A 19,069-nucleotide genomic window follows, 5' to 3' on the forward strand; every position below is an offset into this window, starting at 1 on the left:
CATATACATGCCAACATTTAGGGCACGCCAACAGGAAAACCTCGTATTAAGAAGCTTCAAGTTTGATGGCCACATGTACCCTATGTTAGAAATCATCAAAGAGTATGATCGAAAGAGAGACTCTGATAAACAATCTCCATTTCACGAAATCTACTTAGACCTTATTGAGACCATACAATCAGAGCGAGTGTTTGTTGACTTACCTTTATACCTAAAAGAACGGGCGTCAATGAAAAATGAGGTTATCGCATTCAGTCGTTCCGTCATTGCCAGTAAAGAACGTCGTACAAAATACTTACAATCATTGGGAGAAGCTAGCCCAAAGATGATCCCAGTAATATCATCCTATTTACACAAGACCGGGGAAATTGATACCCTGCAATGGCAAGAGGCACATCTGCGTCCAAACTTTCCCTCCATCGCTTTTAGAGTAATGTACAATCAATTCAATGAAGATTGGCCAATTATCAACCAGCTTGCCACAGCAGTAGATTTTATCATACTCGATCTTGACAATATTGCACCATATCCTAGTCCATCAGTCAGACAAATCATGAATGCATGGAGATCTTTTAGTACCTGCCCCAAGATTATACTACGCAGCGCTATAAACACCGATATACAAAACGTTGGATTAGATCATGGCGAAGTGGTGTTTGATATCGATAACGGCTTAATAGATACCTATAAACAACCCCTGCTTGGCCAATGCTTCGGCGATTATGCCGGTATTAAAAAAGATGATTTAACCTCCGGCGGAGCAATTAGTCCGGGTTTTCTTTTCTATGATGCCGTAGATAATCAATTCGTAGGCTTCAAGGGTAGTGTAAAAGAGCTTTCCGAATTTAAGGATACTATTGTGCCAGCGGTTATAAATTCCGAAGCTGCGAAGCGCATGCAAGCAAGTGGACTTCCGTATTTAGACGATCGAAATTGGGGCTGGCAAACGTTGCTCCGCATTCAGCACGAGGGCGAAACCGGAAAAAGCCAGGCAAAATTTAAACGTATTGCTATGGAACATTATCTACATTGCATTCGCGTGAAAATTGAAGCGGGAGAGCTTAAGACTTCTTAATCTTGGTAGATCAATAGCGGATCCACATTTGTGTTAAAAAAAAATTGCAAATCTATAGGCAATATGTGCTTCCAGTGTGCCAAAACAAAAGACCAGCGAGCTTCATAACGCTTTTTCAAGGCAATTTTTAAACGCTCGTTGATTTCTTGAGCAGTATATTCGCCCATAATTTCTGTGTATACAGCTGTCTTAAAAAGGCTGAGCCGTTCTTTCTTGGTAAGTACTTCCAATTGGGCAAGAGGATTAAGATATGGACTTTTAATGGCGGACCGGTATTCCACACGCTTTTTCCCTTCAAAATACCAGATTCCGTAATGCGCTGGTACTAAACATTCCGTTTCACGCAGGTGCTTGGCATCAATTACTACCGTATTATATTCAAATATTCTATGATAATCATCACTCTGTTTCCCCAAGCGCCTCAAAGTGTCAATTTTCGACTTTACCTCAAAGCATTTCGAATCGCCGTTAATTACCACAAAATCCGCTCGGCTGTTTTTTGCACGCACTTCAAATGCAGCAACGTATCCCTTCTTCCTGAACGTAGTGGCGAGCTTATATTTTAAAGACTCTTCACCATGATAGTTTGAAAAAAGAGCTTTATTAATTTTAAGATGCAGTTGGTATTTAGACAAACCGTCCGTCTTACATTTTCCGTAACAGGTCTCTACTATTTGCAGTAACTGTTGACGGTAATGCAGGGTGTTATAAGATTTTGCCAGTGCAGTATAATCTACTTTGCCCATTGTTGCAAATATAGGAAGTTTTTGGAGGTTTCAGCCTTTCGGTCTTGGTTATGATCAGGATAATGTGACAGGAGACGAGAGGATACGATCGTCGACGCGATTCTGGACAAAATTGAACACAGCTCCCAAACAGGTTGTTTTGATGCCGTGGTTATTTATCCTGCTGCGGTTATGGCAACTTCGACATTATCATCTTCTGTCTGCTTAGAGATAAGTTTCTTTAAGTTTGTGGAATGAAAGCCATCAAAATATTCAATAATATCTATTGTTTCCAATGCGATATTCCTCAATGCGTCATCAGTAATGAAGTTACTTTCATCCAAATGTTGTGTGTTTCCGTGAGAAAACCCATCACATAACTTATTTATGTTTGAGAGTTTGTCTTGTATATTATCTTTTGATATTTTTCCTACTGAAGTATCAGGCAACGTTTCAAAGTCTATTATATCTGAAATGAAGTATTCCAGGCCAGCAGATTGATTAGCGTTGGATTTCGTTGTCAATTGAGCATATTTGAAACTAAAAAATGTTTCTAATATTCGACGGATATAATTCGGCAAGTATTTTCTTGCTTCTTCATAATTCGGTGTTTCATCACTTGAAAATTCGAGAAGACTTTCCAACATATAAAAATAGGGGCTTTGGAAATTTTGTAATGACTTGGGTAAGTCGCTTATACACCCCCTATTTATAAGGTAACAGGATTTTGAAGTTTTTACTCGGAAATTTGGATTCAGAAACTTCATAAACAACAAATTGTGGCTTAGGATAAACAGTTGCCTATAATCTTTAAACTCCTTGTGTATCAAATAGGCTGTTTGATATAAGCGATTGTCATCGAGGCTTGAAATTGGATCGTCAATAACGATGATAGTATTGCCTTTATCTTTAACTTCCGTCGTGACCTTGCTCAGGAAATACGCAAAGGCCAAAGCTGTTTTCTCGCCATCGCTCAAAGTATTGCGTAGTCGCTTCCGTATTTTTTCCGAATTATTATACTTAATTAAAATGTTCTCATTATCGTCCTCTTCATTAAGGTCGATGGTGAAATGATTGATGCCGAGTTTCTCCAAATATTCCCCTACTTTTTTTGCCTCCAACTTTAAAGCGCGGAGTCTCTGCATCTTCGCAGTCGAATGTTGAATTAGTTCATTGTTGTATGTTGCGATTTGCGAGCTTAGTTCGTGGTATTTTTTTACGTTATTTTTGTCTTCGTGACCGTTCAATTCCAAGATTATTAGTTTTGAATAGAGGCGTCTGATGTCAGTTTCTAGTGTTTCGGGGCTTTTTCTCCGGGCTTGAAGGGTTGAAATCAATTCGTCCTTGAAATCATTCAATTTTTTAATATCCTCGTTATAATTTTCAATTGCCGATTGGATGTTGGTTAACTCAAAATCTATAATCTTTGAAGAATTATTTCCTTTGTCATCAACGAGATCTGTTAGCGTCTTTATCTGGGAAGTTAATCCGTCTATCCGGATGTCAGGCATCTTGTTCTCCAGCATGGCATGGTACTTTGTGGCTTCCTGTTGCAAGGTGGTTTTTGAATCCTTGTTAGCTGTACAAAAAATTTGAGCGGTGGCCAGTTGACGCGTATGATCGGCTATGTTTTGCTTAAATTCTTCATAGCTGCTATCAAAGTATTCCCCAAATTCCTTTATTAAATCAATAATGGTGTTATTGAGATTAGAATTACATAGAGGGCAAGTTGTTTCGTCGGTCTGATTTGATTTCTCTAAAAGTAATTTTCCGAATCTGTACCAAGGCTCTATCTTACTTATATCTTCCTCGTTGACTTTGGCTTGAAAAGTTTCAATTTTGCTTTTTAAAGTGGTTACAGCTTTTTCTCTGGCGGTAGTATTAAGTAGGGTTTTCAAAGACGGAAAATCCAATGAAATTTGACTGAATGAAACATTTCCTAACTTTTCTATATCCGCGATAAGGGCTGCCTGGTCTTTACTGATTTGATATTCAGATATTTTTTGCCTGATAGCTAACTCTAAATCAGATTTATTTTCCGTAGGAATGCTTTGTACATCAGGGAAATTTGGATTTCTGAGATTGCCACTTGGGAATGTTTCCCTAAATTTTTTGTTAAATTGCTGCTTGATGGCTTCAAAACTGTTTTTATATTCCTCTTGCTCTGATTCACTCTTGCCTTTGTCTAATTCTTTTTTCTCGATGATTTCGTTTAATTCCACGATTTCAGGATCTTCCAATACCGTTTCTGCCACATTGAATTTCTGAATTTTTCCTTTCCTTCCGTCAAAAACATGGTCGGCAACAAAATTGGAATTGAAAACGTAAATACTCTTATTATTGTTGTGACCGTCTCCGGTAAGGGGATAGAGTAATGTTTCCTTGTCGGTGCAGAGGAATTTAACTTTAGCATCATCAGAGCATTTTAAATCGTCAAATAAATCTTGTTTCTTTTCGGACGGGAAGTTCTGGTTTTTAGCAATCAAGTTGAAAAGATTGGACAGAGTGGACTTTCCGCTACCATTAAATCCGAAAATCAAATTGTACTTTCTAAAATCTTCACTGCAATTCCACGAGAAATTATCGAAGATACTCAACTTCTTAATTTCGATAAATTTTAGGATACTCATAGCTGGTTAGGTCTGATAACATTAAAACATTTTTCAAATTTAACTAATCTTTTGAAGCAATGCCTAAAATCGGTATAATTTTGTCAATCTGATAAAGATGGATTAATCTCTGACGGATGAATTATCGAAGTGTTTGTAGTGCCAAGCTAAGCCGGCCTTAACAGCTCTTTATTTAGGTTGTTTCCATCGGGTAAAAGAACAATGCCAACAGTTCTACCATACCTGTCTATGTCTTTAACCTCCACCGTCACCACCTTTTGAAAGCAATGATCTGCAGTAAACTTTTTAGCCACGGTACCAAAATCTTGATGACTTTCCGGGCAATCTATACCATACAAGCGAATCCTTACCTGTGTGTTATCTGAATCTAAGATAGTTATTGTGTCACCGTCAGCTACTCTTATGACTTTCCCTTTCACTAGAGTTTGGCAAAGAGAAATTATAGAGATGAACAGCAATAAAAATGTCAAATAAAAATTTCGCATAATGGAAAAGGTTTAGATACGGCCTATTTCGTTTTCTTACTCGGGGTAACATCCCATTCTGACTTAGGTCGTAGTTTTAAGTCTTTACAGAGAAAAGCTGCAATTTCGTTCAGGTTCACTTCCAAAGCAAGAGAAATTAGATACACCTCATCAATTGTCGGCTTAGTTGTTAGATCTACGTGTAACCGACTTATTCTATCCTTGATATACCAGTCATCCTAGCTAGTTTAGCCTGGCTTAGTGGTTTTCTTGATAGATATAAACCAAGTTTGGTAATTGTTTCTTTTGCCAATTTTCCCTCCGTTACACTTTAAAAATACGAAGGCAAAAAAAATGTAGATAATTATTTTGTAAATGGCGCAGAATTATCTACATTTGTATTATAAAATTCGATAAATATAAATCGAGTTATAAAATATATAAGGTTTGGCTTTATGCCAAACTGCATGAGCCTTGTTATCGAAAACTGCAAATTTTGAATGACGCGAGGCCATAGGGGATTTCCTTGACCGAATTTTTCGTAAATTCGCAAAAATACACGGGAAAGGTGCCCCTATTGGAAGCCGCGTCAGGGTCTTGCAGTACCTCGATAACGGCGGAAGATAGGGGATACCGCCCACCAGTTCCGCAAGAGGCTCGTTAATAGAACGAGTTATGATAGCTAAACCTAACAAGAAATTCTGTTTAAGAAACATCTTTAGTGCACCTGAATAGATTGGAGGAGTAATGTTTTCCAATCTCTTGCAGATGGCGCCCTGCCTGTAGATTTTTAGATCAAATTATTTACATGAACAATCTAAATCATTACAGAAATGAAGCTTTTTACAAGCTACATCAGGGAGCTTTTTGTCCTATTTAAATTAAAAAGTAGTACGGCCGTCACTCATGAGCGTTCGCTAGTGATGTCGGGTGGTCGAAGATTCATTATCTCGTTCTGCAACGGGATGATGCAATGGGTAGAGCCTCTCAGTACGACTGGATGTATACAAAAAATAAATGAAAAAACTACCTGTAACTCGCGAGTTACAGGAAAACAGGGTTTAAGAAATATTCAAGGTGCTTTTTGTTGGTTTTTTGCTGCTAAAAATTGTATAAAAAAGTACTGGAAATTCGCATATAGATTTATTCGTTGCGGTAGAAATGATGACGCTCGGAGATTTCTCCACAAGGTCGAAATGACGGCGCTCCGCAACGGCGAGATGGCAAGAGGTAGTGGCCTCAGCGTCCTTAAACCTTACACCATATACCTTATAACCCTAAAGATCTTGTTCTGTGTTTGTTTGGCACACGCCCGGCAGTCCTCCTCCCCGGAGGCTGCCCACGGCGTGGCTTTGCAGGACGTGTATCCAATTACAGGAAAAGTATTTGACGGAAATAATAACCAACCTTTGGAAGGAGCAACGATTGCTATACAAGGTAGCCGCACCCGTGTACTTACCGGTGCTGATGGAGCTTTCCGCATATTGACGGCCGATACTACCGGCATACTGCTTATCACTTACATCGGTTACCGACCGGAACGTGTGCCGTTCAACAGGAGGGAAGCAGGGCCTTTTATCATCAAACTGCAGGGCGATGGCACCCAACTGGAAGAAGTGCAGGTTAGTACCGGTTATCAAACCTTACCAAAAGAACGAGCTACGGGAAGTTTTGTGCAGGTGGATAATGAGCTGTTGAACAGGAGGGTGTCAACCAATATTCTCGACCGCTTGGATGGGGTGACAAGCGGATTGGTTTTTGACCGGAGAGCGGGGAACAACCAGAATATAAACATCCGCGGTATAAGCACCATCTTTTCGGATAATCTGCCTTTGATTGTTGTAGACAATTTCCCTTATGAGGGTGCACTGGAGAATATCAATCCCAACGACATAGAGAGTATTACAGTGTTAAAGGATGCAGCGGCGGCTTCTATATGGGGCGTTAGGGCGGGCAACGGGGTAATTGTTATCACCACCAAAAAAGGAGCGAAAGGAAGTAAGAGAGCCGTCAGCTTTAATGCAAATACAACGGTAGCTGAAAAGCCGAATCTTTTCTACGAGCCGCAAATGGCATCCGGATCTTATGTGGAAATAGAGGAGTTCCTGTTTAATAACGGATACTTTGATGCGGCCTTACGCAATGATTTTCAAAGTGTTTCGCCGGTAGTGGAGGCACTCTACCTTAACCGTCAAGGGCTATTGGGCGATACTGAAACAGCAGATCGGCTAAGCGGGTTTAAACAGACCGATGTACGGAATGACCTGAAAAGATACTTTTACAGAGCTTCCGTTAACCAGCAATATCAGTTAAGTATTTCCGGAGGGAACGAACATGGGAGGTATTATCTTTCCGGCGGTTATGATAATAACCGAGCATCCCGTACGACAGATTCCCGCGACCGCTATACCTTATCCTTTTCGAACAGCCAATATTTTTTCAGGAATAAGCTGGAGTTGGAAACGGGTTTATTGCTTACCAAAACTGTGGATCGAAACAAAAACCAAGCTTATTCTCCGGCCTATCCGTACGACCGTCTGGCTGACAACTCGGGTAATGCACTCCCTATAGTGAATGCAAATACACTCCGGCGGTCTTATACAGATACCGTCGGGAACGGTCAACTGCTCGATTGGGCTTACAGACCACTTGATGAAAACATCGCCAATACGCTTACCGATGTTTCTGACTATCGGTTCAATCTCGGCCTGGGTTATAATATAATAAACGGTGTACGACTGAGCGCAGCTTATCTTTATCAAAAAGGTACCGATGATTCGGAAACCGAAAACGGGCTTAACACCTTTTTCACCAGAAACCTTATCAATAGCTATTCACAGCCGGATGCTTCGGGAAATATTGGATATGCCATACCGCTTGGCGCCATATTGGATACAAGAACCAATAAGTACGAATCAAAATACTGGCGCTTCCAGTTGAATATCAACCGAACGTTTAATGACCACGGGCTTAACGCAATCCTGGGATACGAGATAAGGGATTATGATAGTTTTACGAACGCCTACAGGCTATATGGCTATAACAGGGAGAATCAGACAAATGCCAATCCTACCATCAATTTTGCCGAACGATACCCGCTTTACCATAACCGCGCCGCTACGGCACAGATTCCGGCCGAAACATTCGGTAGTTCTGTTCATGATCGCTATGTCTCCATATACGCAAATGCCTCCTATCAATACAGGCAACGGTACATTCTGTCTGCAAGTGCGAGAAAGGATGAATCGAATATATTCGGTGTCAGATCGAACCAGAAAGGGGTACCCCTTTGGTCGGTTGGCCTCAGCTGGCTGATCTCGAATGAAGAATTTTTTAGCGGTGATTTTTTTAATCTCTTGAAGTTCCGCGCAACTTACGGCTATAATGGAAATGTAGATAAGAGCACCTCCGCTTATCTGACCGCTACCGGAAACCTGACCCCTTTTAATTGGTGGAATGCGTATAATACCCGGGTATTGAATCCGCCGAATCCGGGTCTGTCATGGGAGCGGGTACAGAACATTAACCTGGCGTTGGATTTTGGGCTGAAAAGAGATGTGGTTTCGGGATCGGTTGAAGTGTTTATGAAGAACGCCTCAGATCTGATCGGCAACAGTCCAATTGCCCCGCAAACAGGAATACAGCGTTTTAAGGGCAACTCTGCTGATATGTATACCAGAGGTGTTGATCTGATATTAAACACCAAGAACTTAAAGGGGAATCTGGAGTGGACATCTAACCTGCTGCTCAGTACGGCACATAATAAGGTGACTGATTACAAGGTATCGCAGGGTAACAATTACCAGATTGCCTCCCTAAATTATATGAATCCTTTGGAAGGCTATCCTTATGGGGCGATCTTCAGTTTCCGGTACGAAGGCCTTAATGACAGTGGTGACCCGATCGGTTATGTGAACGGAGAGAAAACGACTGATTATGCCGCCATATTGAATTCGCTCAACAGTTCGGAACTTGTCTATAGCGGCTCGCGTTCCCCCGTAATATATGGCAGCTTGCGGAACAATTTCAATTGGAGACGCTTTAGTCTGTCGTTCAATATAACGTACAAACTGAACTATTCTTTCCGGAACAATGCCATTTTCACCGGATCGAATTATACGTCCCGCAGTAGCGTTGATTATGATAAGCGCTGGCAGAAACCGGGCGACGAGCTGCACACCCATGTGCCTGCATTGGTCTATCCCGCAAATAGCCGGAGATCTAACTTTTATCAGTATGCAGACATCCATGTGCTGCCCGCTGATCACATTCGCTTACAGGATGTACGCATTGCTTATAGTTTAGGCAATGGCCGTGTTGGCAATCTAGGTTTCAAGCGGATAGACATTTCCTGCTACCTGAACAATCTGGCCATTTTATGGCGTGCCAATAAGATCGGTATTGACCCCGATGTTGGAACGGCCAGTTATCCGAATCCGAAGACTGTTTCGCTCGCCATAAGAGCGGATTTTTAATATCCAACTCAATCGTTAAGCAAATGAAAGTTATACATACGTTATGTCTCCCAATTGTACTATGGATGTTTTTTTCCTCCTGCAGCAAAGAGCGCCTGGAGCTTAAGCCCAATTCGTCCATTGTAACGTTGAGTACCGTGGAAGACTTGCAGCATCTGTTGGATAATGCACAGGTAACCAATGTAACCGGCGCGTTAAGCCAGCTATCTTCCGATGAATACTTTATCGTAGATGATAAAGCCTTTGATGGTTTAAACCGGCAAACACAACGGAATGCCTATGTTTGGGCACCTGATCTTTATGAAGGGGAGGAGGAACCGAGCTGGAACAATTTATATACAGCTGTTTTCTATGCCAACAGTGTGCTGGATGCAATGGAGGCAAAAGATTTTGATCATTCCGACAGGGAAGCCGAAAACAACCTGAAAGGCAGTGCTCTCTTCATAAGAGCCTACAGTTTTCACGATCTGGTAAGAAGTTTTGCCCCGGTTTATAATACCTCAACGGCAGCAAGGGATTTGGGTATCCCTTTAAGGCTGAGCTCGGGTATTGATGAAATTAAACCCAGAGCTTCGGTTGATGAGTCGTATCGTCAAATATTGGCCGATCTTTCCGTTGCTCGCGGTTTGCTGACCAACGATACATCTCCCATCTATAAGAACAGGCCTTCTTTGGCCTCCGTTTTTGCACTTTATGCCAGGGTATACCTTGATATGGGGGATTATCTGCTTGCAGGACGCTACGCTGATAGCTGCCTGATGATAAATCATGAACTGATCGATTACAATACCATTGATATTGCCTCTCAATACCCTTTTCATGATACCGGCAGCGAGGTTATCTATTTCAGTGAACAGATTAATGCCTATACTACCGGGTATACCAATAGGTATCAAGGCACTTTTGGTATGGACAGCTTGTTGGTCAGCTTATATGCTTCCAATGATCTTCGCCTGCCTATTTTTTTTGAACGCAATAGTTTGGGAAACTATAGTATAAAGCGGGGATATACCCGAGGACTTTATGCCTTCACGGGGCTGGCATGGGATGAAGTATTGCTTATTAAAGCGGAATGCGCTGCACGTCTACGAGACGTGGAGTCGGCGGAGCAGTTACTGAATGAGTTATTACAGAAAAGGTATCGCCGCGGGACTTTCACTTTGCCGGTTTTTAATAACGCAGACGAGCTTTTAACGTATGTATTAACGGAGCGAAGGAAGGAACTGGTTTGGCGTGGCCTGCGATGGCAGGATATAAAAAGATTGAACAGGGAAGGACGCAATATCCAATTGAGCAGGGTAATCAAAGGGCAGACTTATACCTTACAACCGAATGATCCACGTTATGTTTTCCCGATACCCGATAATGAAATAAGCTTAAGTGGGATCGAACAAAATAGACGATAATAACTTCAAACGCTTACTATAGAAATGAGTTTAAAAAAGATATGCTGGTGCCTGGCAATGGCACTCATCGGTATCCCTGATTCCTTTGGTTTTACAGTTAGGGGAAAGCTAAGTCCTGCTTTCTTATTAGGCATGGAAGCATCCACAATTACGCTGGAAGTACAGGAATATGAGAAAAACTTTGAAGTCGGCAAGTTTTCAAAACTTGCATTCACGAGTGATGTAGTAGATGGTAGTTTTGAATTCGAAATCCAAACGGAAAGCTCCTATTGTTATATCTCCTTTGCGGGGTTACGGCATGGGAAAAAGCCGGTACTGAAAGATGCGTATTTAATCGGTAGATCGAGCATCGTTGACTTGCTGATTGATACTTCGGGCCTTGCCTTCAGCGGTAAGGATGGGGACTTATTGAGATGCCAATATGAAATATATAATAGGCCTTTGGATAAAAATGGTAATAGCCGCCAAGATGCCTTTGGTATTGCAAGGCTGAGCAGCAGGTTCGAAACCCAAAATGCTGAAGTAAAAAGAATATTAATGCCTTATCGGGAAAGACTTTCTGCCGGCGCTTTGCGTATTATTGAAGCAAATGGTTATGCCAAAATCGCCTTTGATTTCTGTATAGGTGCTAAATTCTTTGCGGAGAAAGGGGAGGATGCTGAAAGGGTATACGAAGCGGTTTATCATGTCAAAAAAGTATATGTTCCGGATACCACCGCTGTGATAGCAAAGCATGCGTTTATGCAATCTCGTGCCATCTTCCAGCTCACTAGGTTATGCTTATTTGTAAAAAAGGGAATGACACCGAAAGACGGAAATTTCACCACTGCGTTATTTGAGACGCTTAAAGCTGAATACCGTGGTGAACTGCTGGATAGGGTATTGCTGACCTGCTTTCTCGATTATCAGTATTTATTGGCAGAAGATATGGCGGATAAAATAATGCCTGCCTTATCCAACCCGAAGGCCGTATTGATACTTAAACGATATAAGAAAGCAACGGCCAGTGGCGAAGAGGCTTATGATTTTACCTTAACGGGATTGAACGGAAGGCCGGTCCGTTTGAGTGATTTGAAAGGTAAGCTGTTGGTGATGCATTTCTGGTTCAACGGCTGTGGAGGCTGCAGCATCCTTAAAGGACAAATGGAGCCCATCATATCAAGGTTCAAAGACGATAGCAGGGTCTGTTTTATTGCCGTGAATGTAGATAAAAGTGCGGATCGATGGGAAAAAGGTATCGATCAGGGGATCTATACATCAAACCACGATATAAATGTGTTTACAAGCGGTATGGGGTATGATCATCCACTCCTAAAACACTATAACTTTACTTCATTTCCATCGATGTTGTTAATTGATAAGTCGGGCAATCTGATTTCAAGTAATCCGCCGAGACCGAACGATGAAAGCCAGACGCGGGCTTTGATCCAATTGATAGAATCACATTTATAAATCGTTCCCCTTAAGGCAGATTAAGGGGAACGAGAAACGCGCTACGGTGTTGTAATGTAAGGACCGCTTGAGCTACTTGATGAATCAAACTCATAGTTATCAAGCTCGCTGGCACTAAAGCTCTCCGGGATTGAGGATGTTGTGTTTTTTTGTACATAACAAGGTGTTTCAGCATCCTCTCCACAGTTTCCGGGCGGCAGCATATTGTGCCTTTGGTATTGTCCATCTTCCTGTAATATCCATACACCGGGGTCTGTTACTAAAGTGGTTTCTGTCTTTTGCTCTTCCGGTGCCTTACTGTCTTTTATAACTGCTTTCGCAAGCGCGAAAAGTCCAAGGACCAATCCTGTTGTTGCCATGGCGCGTAGCCACAGGCGAAATTTATTTTTCATGAATTTTCTTTTTGGTTATTAACTGTATGTTAAAATAGGCATCTTCAGGTCAGCCAAACCTTTCAGTCCGTTTGCTGCAAACAAGATCTGAAATATTAGAGGAGATACCGGCCAACGCCGAAATACCGCGAATTTTTTCTTGTGGATACTTAGGTGGTTTTTCATAGTAATAAATTGTTTTATAAAGGTGATGAAGCTATCAGATTTTTTCACCCCTATGTGGTTTGAATAAATCATGATGGTTTATGATGAATAGTATTGTTTCTCGAAAGCAAAATTAATAGGTATGCGTACCGCGGAGTTAGCGTTTTGTGGCAGTTGATATTGTATCTTTTGGTCATTTTGCGGAACGTGGTTTAAGGTTACTCAGACGATATGCGGTAGGAGAAACACCATAATATCGCTTAAACCGTTGGTCGAAGGAGGTATTTACAGTATAGCCAAGAAAATAAGCAATTTCTTTAATGGGCATATCGGTATTGATCAGGAAATCGGCTGCCTGTTCCATCCGCTTGTGTTGGATGAATTCTCCTAAACTATAACCATAAGTTTGATAATGTTGACGTCGCAGACTCCGGTAGTTCACTTTAAAAAATGCGGCTATATCCGCCACCGAAACAAGGTTTCCTTTTGGTATCTGCTCGGTTATATAATTTCTGATATGCGTGAGCAGGTCATTGTCTTTGGATGTCGATGTCCTATTTCTTTTAAGATCTTCCTGACTCAAATCTAATAGGCTAAAGCAATGCTCATAAATGAGAATATCATAATGGAAGCGTTTGACTTTGGGTAATGTGAAAAGGCTAAGAAGCAACTTGTATACTTTATCATAAAGCGGGCAAAACTGGTTGTGCTGCGCTTCTTGCCGTTGGGCTCGCTGGCTATCGAGTAGGTGGTTGAAACCTTCCATGGCCCGTCGTCCCTGCCGTTGAAGCCAATTCGGTTTGATAACAAAATAAAACAGCTGGTGCTTTCCTTTATCAAAGCGGGTAATGTATTGGCCTTGGGGCACGTAAATCTGCGTGTAGCTGGTTTCCTCTGTTTTCAAGACGATTTGCCGTGTTTCGTCCGCAAGGTGAATACGGTAATCCCCGTTTAATTGGTAAAGCCAGTACAGGTCGGATAGCGTACAACTTATCGGCACTTCTACGGGTTCATCCGCATGTATATCGGCCAAACAGATAAAAGCGTCGGGTGCATCGTAATACTGCTCGAGCACCGAAAAGCGATCGCTTTGCCAATAGTTTGCCTCCGCTAGTGCCAAATGGTACAAGGCGGCTGCGGGTACCCGTTCGCTGTAGAGCAGGTGATCTGTATTATCGGTTGGTAAACCAATGTAAACCGGTTTAATCATGTTTTGGTCTGTTGGCATATTACCCGGCTGCCACCGAGAGCTTAAACCGAAGGCAACCTGGGTAATATCTTGTTCTAATGGTGTAGGGTAATTACTTAAGCATTGCTAATGGCTCGGATAGCTAATTTGTATGAGCAATGTTTTTGTAAACTGGCGTCCACCCGCTAAGGAATAAATGTCCTTGTTAGTGTAAGAAAATTGAAGCAATTTCCCTCGGTCATCACCATCTTTTGGTCGATCTTCTTTCAGTAAGGCAACGGGCTCTCTATCACTGAGATGGTCGCTCACTTCTAAGGCCATGGAGGTTAAAAAAATGTCGTCCATCTGTGCCAAATAGGATGCCTGGCTTTCAGTGAGATCGAAATGTGTGGTCAACCACTCATTTGGGTTACTTTCAAAATCAATCATTTCGTCGTTTAATGCTTCGTCTGATAAAGCATAAAGATTGCTGATCAAGGTGCTAACTCCTAATGAATTGAATGGTACTTTTTCCATAATGTGTAAATTTAAGTTTGATATAAAAAGATAATTTTGTTTATTCGTTTTCAAAACTATGCGTCTCACCGAGGCATGTAAAGGGGGGTAAAAGCAAAAAAAGCGAAATGCAACCTTTTTCAGGCGAAATGCATCGTTTTAAAGAAGGGCTCTGAATTCCCTTACCTAGATTTCATTAACTGTTACAATAATTAAAGGCTTATTAATTATGGGACTTAAACCGAATTTATGGCGGTTAAGGCATTATTTTTTACGTTATATCCGCATCATCGTCGCTTTCCCGGTTGGCCATTTCATTTTAATAAATCATCAAACGAAATCGGTTTGGGTAATCATAACGCAGGCAAATTATTGGATAGGCTTGGTCTTCAGTGTAGCCGTGGCTTATGGAGTGCTTACTTATGTGCATCGTATCACGGGCCTATTGGATCGAACACTTCCATGGGAAGATAATTGGTTTAAAAGATTGGAACTTCAATTCTTTTTGGGCGTTGTAATGCCTATCACTTTCGTATACGCCGCGGTGCGGTTTTTCTTTTATTGCTTTACGGGCGATTTTGAGGCAAGCGGGTATATGGAACGGGAGTTTATTGAAGTGAGGTGGATGATTCCTTTTTTAAATCTTTTTTACTTTGCTTGGTATTTTGCTACATCGGATAAAAAGTTGCGCATTACTCGGGAAGAGGCAAAGCCTACAAAGGAAGATCAGCTCATCATTCAGATGGATGGAATACGTTTAGAAGTACCAATACAGCTTTTCGTAGCCTTTGTAAAGTTGGAAATAGGAGGAATTCTCTATTTATTAAATGGCGAACAGCATAGTCTCGACATGAAGCTGACCGATTTGCAGGCCTACTTACCGCGGGATGCTTTTATACAGATCAATCGTTGGACCTTAGTAGCCATAAATCATATTGTTGATTATACAAGCGATCATACCGTTATTATGAGCAATGATATACAAAACTTAATCCGCAAAGCGCACCAGCATGGCGAAAAGAGCGGAAATCGATATTTGCAGGTTGGAAGACATTATCGTGAGGTTTTCAGTCAATATGTTAAACTGGAAAAAGCTTAACGACTGTTCATTTTGTTCAGTTCACCTTAATACGTACCATACGGCTTATTATTTTAATATTTTTATTGGTTAATTATTGTTGAACGCGCTTTGTCGGAGGTATATGATCGTAATCAAAGTGGTGTAGGGTTGACGATTTATTGCCGAGCTTATCTGATGAGCAGCCAAGCACCACATTATGAAACATTATCTTAAATCTATTAAAGACTTGTTGGAAGTCATACTTTCCATTATTAAAACTTATATAGAAGAAAAACATAAAGCCTTATCCGAGGCCTCGGAAGAAGAGCACCTTTTTAATCGAAAGCAAGCCGCCGATTATTTACTGGTACATCCTAAAACGATCACCAATTGGCGTAATAGGAAACTCCTATCAGCCGTTACAAAAGACCGAAAGGTGCCGCTCTATCGCCAATCGGATCTGGATCGCTGCTTTGAGCGGTACTGGGGAAGGCGTAAAGATCGCTAGCCCAACGCTCGTACCAGCTTCGTACTGCGTTCGTTTGGAATAGGATATGCAGGCTATCAAAAATGTATCACGTAGGAGTTTTCGGGGACTGCGGTCGGATTAAAGTCCCCGATGATCCCTAATTGATTCGTTTAAGAAGGACGACTTAGCGAACCGGATTGCCAGAAGACTTATCGAATCATTACATTGCTGATCATTTTATTATTAAAAGAGGGAACGTAATGGGAATTTGCGTTCCCTCTTTTTCTTTTAAAGGGAACCTGATGGGAATGAGGCTCTTTGGCTATTGTTTGACCCTTCGGGGTCTTCTACTTTTGTCCTGTCAGCAAGGCGTACCGGTACTGAGCGCTGATGAATGAATGTTTAATTAAAATGTAAAAACATGGCAAAATTTATCAATGGTGCCAATGGTACCTTTTCGGGCAAGGTTGGTAGCGTTATCGGCAGTAGCTGGCGGGGTATCAATTACCTTCGCGGACTAGGGAAAAAGTCCAAAATTCCGGCAACGGAGTTGCAGCGTTTACAGCGTGATCGCTTTTCCACGCTGGTGAAGTTTATCGCACCGCTCAAAGAGCTGTTGGATAAGGGCTTTGCCGGGCGCAATCTGAAGCTGGCAACGGCCTTTAGCTATGCGGTGAAGCATAACATGGATATGGGTGCCGTCACGCTTACAGCGCCCGTCGAGCTCAATTATCCGGCGATCCAGTTGAGTGATGGGGGCCTATTTCGCCCGCGTGGCGTGACAGCCGAGGTGACGGCCGATATGCTGACCGTGAGTTGGAATGCCAACGAGTATGAATTTAACGGTAAAGCTGATGATGTTGCTTATGTGTTGGTTTATAATGTAAACCAGGACCTTTTCTTTACGCCGGATGCGCCGGCCAACCGCCAATCAGGTGTAGCGACGGCTTCGCTGGAGGATATGGAAACGGGTGACGTAGGGCATGTATGGATGTTCTTTACCAGCTTGGATGGCAAGAAGGTTTCACGTACTACTTACGTTGGCTCAGTTAACTTTCTTTAATTTTTAACCTTGCGGGCGGCAATTTGTCGCCCGCCTAATTCTCTTTGTTATGGCAATTATGAAAGGTGGCCGTTTATATGGCCGCGTAGGAGATCAATTGTTCTATGTCCGCAATGGCGTACAGTGCGTACGGTCGGTAAAGAAGAAAGCGAACAACAATAAACCGATCAGCGAGCTAAGGGCGAAGCAGGTAGCTCGCATGAAAGCGGTTATGAGATTCCTGGTTCCGTTAAAATCGATTATTTATAACACGTGTCGACCTTACAATGATCGGATGACAGGGATGAACAGAGCCGTACAACAAGTGCTACGGGAAGCCTTGGTCGACTCGGAAGCAGGTCCTTATGTGGATCCTGCTAGGGTGAAAGTAAGCAGAGGCGGGCCAGGCGATCTGCACCTTGAGACAATTCAACTAGTGGACGGTCGCCTAAAGCTGCAATGGGCGAACGATTTTCGGGTTTCCAATCATCAGCAGCTATTCCTGCTGGCTTATAATGTGGAGCAGGAACTTGTGCAATTGAGCGAAGGGCATCCATTAAGCGATAAGGAATTGGAGGTAGCATTACAGGACGTTATTTTAGAGGGTACATTCCATTTGTATTATTACCTGTCCGATCGTCTAAGTAAAATCTATTCGGAAAGCAAGTATGTAGGAGCGTTTTTGGTATAGTAGTCGTTGAGTCGTTCAGTAGTTGAGTCGTCGAGTAGTTAAGTAGTTGAGTGGTTAAGTAGGGCGTTAGTCAATTAGCTGATGAGCCAATTTGATAATGAAGCTAACCTGCCGATAGCTGACTGCTGATGGCCGAAAGCTGGAAGCAGGTGACGCCTGCCTGCTGGTAGGCAGGAATTATGAATGCTGAAAAAAGCCGAAAGCTGACTGCTGATGGCTGAGAGCTAACGCCTAATTCCTAACAGCTAAAAACTAAATAACATGATTAAATTAATAAGAATCGCCGAAGGCATCCATACGACCCTCGGCCAATTATACATCAATAATCTCTTCCAGTGCTATATATTGGAAGATAAAATACGGGATGAAAAAATCCCGGGAAAAACGGCCATCCCGGCCGGAACCTATCAACTCGGTTTGAATAAGCTTGCGGGTATGAACGCGAAATATCAGAGCCGATACAGTTCCATGCATAAAGGAATGGTGGAAATCAGAGGTATTCCCAATTTCAGTCTGGTGTTCTTTCACATCGGAAATTATCACACCGATACCCGTGGTTGCCCATTAACCGGAAGCTATTATCAGCTCATTAACGGCGATTATCGGGTACTGCATTCGGCGGATGCGTATAAGAGGGTGTATCCTTTATTAGCTGAATGTGCTGCCGCGGGGAGTAGTTTGATCATTAGCCAATGTGATCATTAGCCAATATGATAATGTTTTGGCTACATAAAGCTAATCGCTTACGGCCTTATAGTAGCTATGGCAACAGTGCGAACTTATGCCTTAAAGCTTACATCTTATTGATTGCCGATAGCTGACATCCGAAAGCCGATAGCTTATACCTAATTTCTAACCCCTAAAAGCTAAATAACAATGAAATCATTAGAATTAATAACCTTATTAGGTACGATCATCAGTATTTTATTATCAATCATAGCCTATTTCTTAAAGCAATTACATGGACACTTCCGGAAAATGGAGCAGGATGTAGCTTTAATGAAAGCAAGCATACAGCTCTTGAAAGCGGATTTAAAAGCGAATTATAATTTACTTCGACAGCGGATGGAGTTTTTGGAGAATGGCCGTAGGCCGTAAGCCAATAACTAATAACTAATAACCAATAACAAATAACGAAAAAAATGAAAACCGAAATAACAGAAAGAATCAAATCCCCCACACCAAAGTTCTTTAAAAAAATAAGAACCATCGGTTTAACCTTGGGTGCAATAGGAGGGGCTTTACTAACAGCTCCTATTACGTTACCGGCAACGGTAGTTACCATCGCTGGTTACCTCGCAACGGCGGGTATTGTAGCCTCGGCCATCTCAACGGTGGCAAAGGAAGACAAGCCTTAACA

The 19,069-nt window shown here is 41.9% G+C and carries 17 protein-coding genes; 11 read left to right on the forward strand and 6 right to left on the reverse strand.

Annotated features, from left to right (window positions below):
• Positions 1–7 precede the first annotated feature (7 nt).
• Complete coding sequence (locus tag QT327_RS19015; RefSeq protein WP_289553712.1) at positions 8–1,075, forward strand: beta family protein; 1,068 nt, start codon at positions 8–10, stop codon at positions 1,073–1,075.
• Here the strand turns inward: QT327_RS19015 and QT327_RS19020 are convergent.
• From QT327_RS19020 to QT327_RS19030, 3 genes are all read right to left on the reverse strand, one after another.
• Positions 1,072–1,821 carry a sce7726 family protein gene (locus tag QT327_RS19020; protein ID WP_289553713.1) on the reverse strand — a complete coding sequence of 250 codons (750 nt, stop codon included), beginning with the start codon at positions 1,819–1,821 and terminating at the stop codon, positions 1,072–1,074. The genes QT327_RS19015 and QT327_RS19020 overlap by 4 nt on opposite strands.
• 155 nt (positions 1,822–1,976) lie before the next feature.
• The gene (locus QT327_RS19025; RefSeq protein WP_289553714.1) at positions 1,977–4,430 is read right to left on the reverse strand and encodes an AAA family ATPase; all 2,454 of its coding nucleotides are present in this window, start codon (positions 4,428–4,430) and stop codon (positions 1,977–1,979) included.
• 146 nt (positions 4,431–4,576) lie between these two features.
• Positions 4,577–4,849: a thermonuclease family protein gene (locus QT327_RS19030; RefSeq protein ID WP_289553715.1), complete on the reverse strand. Its 273-nt coding sequence runs from the start codon at positions 4,847–4,849 to the stop codon at positions 4,577–4,579.
• An 878-nt stretch (positions 4,850–5,727) separates the two neighbouring features.
• Here QT327_RS19030 and QT327_RS19035 point away from each other — a divergent pair.
• From QT327_RS19035 to QT327_RS19045, 3 genes are read left to right on the forward strand one after another with little or no spacing between them, the layout of a single operon-like run.
• The gene (locus QT327_RS19035) at positions 5,728–9,369 is read left to right on the forward strand and encodes a SusC/RagA family TonB-linked outer membrane protein (protein ID WP_289553716.1); all 3,642 of its coding nucleotides are present in this window, start codon (positions 5,728–5,730) and stop codon (positions 9,367–9,369) included.
• A 23-nt stretch (positions 9,370–9,392) separates the two neighbouring features.
• Positions 9,393–10,775: a RagB/SusD family nutrient uptake outer membrane protein gene (locus QT327_RS19040; protein ID WP_289553717.1), complete on the forward strand. Its 1,383-nt coding sequence runs from the start codon at positions 9,393–9,395 to the stop codon at positions 10,773–10,775.
• Positions 10,776–10,799: 24 nt separating this feature from the next.
• Positions 10,800–12,227 carry a TlpA family protein disulfide reductase gene (locus QT327_RS19045; RefSeq protein ID WP_289553718.1) on the forward strand — a complete coding sequence of 476 codons (1,428 nt, stop codon included), beginning with the start codon at positions 10,800–10,802 and terminating at the stop codon, positions 12,225–12,227.
• A 41-nt stretch (positions 12,228–12,268) separates the two neighbouring features.
• Here QT327_RS19045 and QT327_RS19050 read toward each other — a convergent pair whose 3' ends face one another.
• From QT327_RS19050 to QT327_RS19060, 3 genes are all read right to left on the reverse strand, one after another.
• Positions 12,269–12,619, reverse strand: a complete 351-nt coding sequence (locus QT327_RS19050; RefSeq protein WP_289553719.1) for a hypothetical protein — start codon at positions 12,617–12,619, stop codon at positions 12,269–12,271.
• Between the two features lie 337 nt (positions 12,620–12,956).
• Positions 12,957–13,973 carry a helix-turn-helix transcriptional regulator gene (locus QT327_RS19055; protein WP_289553720.1) on the reverse strand — a complete coding sequence of 339 codons (1,017 nt, stop codon included), beginning with the start codon at positions 13,971–13,973 and terminating at the stop codon, positions 12,957–12,959.
• Between the two features lie 105 nt (positions 13,974–14,078).
• Entirely contained in the window at positions 14,079–14,468 is a 390-nt protein-coding gene (locus QT327_RS19060; RefSeq protein ID WP_289553721.1) for a hypothetical protein, read from the reverse strand.
• A gap of 208 nt (positions 14,469–14,676) precedes the next feature.
• Here QT327_RS19060 and QT327_RS19065 point away from each other — a divergent pair, with 208 nt between their 5' ends.
• From QT327_RS19065 to QT327_RS19095, 7 genes are all read left to right on the forward strand, one after another.
• The gene (locus tag QT327_RS19065; protein WP_289553722.1) at positions 14,677–15,546 is read left to right on the forward strand and encodes a LytTR family transcriptional regulator DNA-binding domain-containing protein; all 870 of its coding nucleotides are present in this window, start codon (positions 14,677–14,679) and stop codon (positions 15,544–15,546) included.
• A gap of 178 nt (positions 15,547–15,724) precedes the next feature.
• The gene (locus tag QT327_RS19070) at positions 15,725–16,015 is read left to right on the forward strand and encodes a helix-turn-helix domain-containing protein (RefSeq protein WP_289553723.1); all 291 of its coding nucleotides are present in this window, start codon (positions 15,725–15,727) and stop codon (positions 16,013–16,015) included.
• A gap of 382 nt (positions 16,016–16,397) precedes the next feature.
• Positions 16,398–17,039, forward strand: a complete 642-nt coding sequence (locus tag QT327_RS19075; RefSeq protein WP_289553724.1) for a DUF6266 family protein — start codon at positions 16,398–16,400, stop codon at positions 17,037–17,039.
• 49 nt (positions 17,040–17,088) lie between these two features.
• Complete coding sequence (locus QT327_RS19080) at positions 17,089–17,709, forward strand: DUF6266 family protein (protein WP_289553725.1); 621 nt, start codon at positions 17,089–17,091, stop codon at positions 17,707–17,709.
• Between the two features lie 261 nt (positions 17,710–17,970).
• Entirely contained in the window at positions 17,971–18,414 is a 444-nt protein-coding gene (locus tag QT327_RS19085; protein WP_289553726.1) for a DUF5675 family protein, read from the forward strand.
• Between the two features lie 171 nt (positions 18,415–18,585).
• The gene (locus QT327_RS19090; protein ID WP_289553727.1) at positions 18,586–18,807 is read left to right on the forward strand and encodes a hypothetical protein; all 222 of its coding nucleotides are present in this window, start codon (positions 18,586–18,588) and stop codon (positions 18,805–18,807) included.
• Between the two features lie 44 nt (positions 18,808–18,851).
• Entirely contained in the window at positions 18,852–19,067 is a 216-nt protein-coding gene (locus QT327_RS19095) for a hypothetical protein (RefSeq protein ID WP_289553728.1), read from the forward strand.
• Positions 19,068–19,069: the final 2 nt, after the last annotated feature.

Origin of the sequence: Olivibacter sp. 47 (assembly GCF_030372825.1) — a bacterium.
In the GTDB taxonomy this organism is placed as follows: Bacteria; Bacteroidota; Bacteroidia; order Sphingobacteriales; family Sphingobacteriaceae; genus Olivibacter; species Olivibacter oleidegradans.

Excerpts from the sequence above, each read along its gene's own strand:
- QT327_RS19015 (WP_289553712.1), top strand. The coding sequence starts at position 8 with ATGCCAACATTTAGGGCACGCCAACAGGAAAACCTCGTATTAAGAAGC.
- QT327_RS19020 (WP_289553713.1), bottom strand. The coding sequence starts at position 1,821 with ATGGGCAAAGTAGATTATACTGCACTGGCAAAATCTTATAACACCCTG.
- QT327_RS19025 (WP_289553714.1), bottom strand. The coding sequence starts at position 4,430 with ATGAGTATCCTAAAATTTATCGAAATTAAGAAGTTGAGTATCTTCGAT.
- QT327_RS19035 (WP_289553716.1), top strand. The coding sequence starts at position 5,728 with ATGAAGCTTTTTACAAGCTACATCAGGGAGCTTTTTGTCCTATTTAAA.
- QT327_RS19040 (WP_289553717.1), top strand. The coding sequence starts at position 9,393 with ATGAAAGTTATACATACGTTATGTCTCCCAATTGTACTATGGATGTTT.
- QT327_RS19045 (WP_289553718.1), top strand. The coding sequence starts at position 10,800 with ATGAGTTTAAAAAAGATATGCTGGTGCCTGGCAATGGCACTCATCGGT.
- QT327_RS19050 (WP_289553719.1), bottom strand. The coding sequence starts at position 12,619 with ATGAAAAATAAATTTCGCCTGTGGCTACGCGCCATGGCAACAACAGGA.
- QT327_RS19055 (WP_289553720.1), bottom strand. The coding sequence starts at position 13,973 with ATGATTAAACCGGTTTACATTGGTTTACCAACCGATAATACAGATCAC.
- QT327_RS19060 (WP_289553721.1), bottom strand. The coding sequence starts at position 14,468 with ATGGAAAAAGTACCATTCAATTCATTAGGAGTTAGCACCTTGATCAGC.
- QT327_RS19065 (WP_289553722.1), top strand. The coding sequence starts at position 14,677 with ATGGGACTTAAACCGAATTTATGGCGGTTAAGGCATTATTTTTTACGT.
- QT327_RS19070 (WP_289553723.1), top strand. The coding sequence starts at position 15,725 with ATGAAACATTATCTTAAATCTATTAAAGACTTGTTGGAAGTCATACTT.
- QT327_RS19075 (WP_289553724.1), top strand. The coding sequence starts at position 16,398 with ATGGCAAAATTTATCAATGGTGCCAATGGTACCTTTTCGGGCAAGGTT.
- QT327_RS19080 (WP_289553725.1), top strand. The coding sequence starts at position 17,089 with ATGGCAATTATGAAAGGTGGCCGTTTATATGGCCGCGTAGGAGATCAA.
- QT327_RS19085 (WP_289553726.1), top strand. The coding sequence starts at position 17,971 with ATGATTAAATTAATAAGAATCGCCGAAGGCATCCATACGACCCTCGGC.
- QT327_RS19090 (WP_289553727.1), top strand. The coding sequence starts at position 18,586 with ATGAAATCATTAGAATTAATAACCTTATTAGGTACGATCATCAGTATT.
- QT327_RS19095 (WP_289553728.1), top strand. The coding sequence starts at position 18,852 with ATGAAAACCGAAATAACAGAAAGAATCAAATCCCCCACACCAAAGTTC.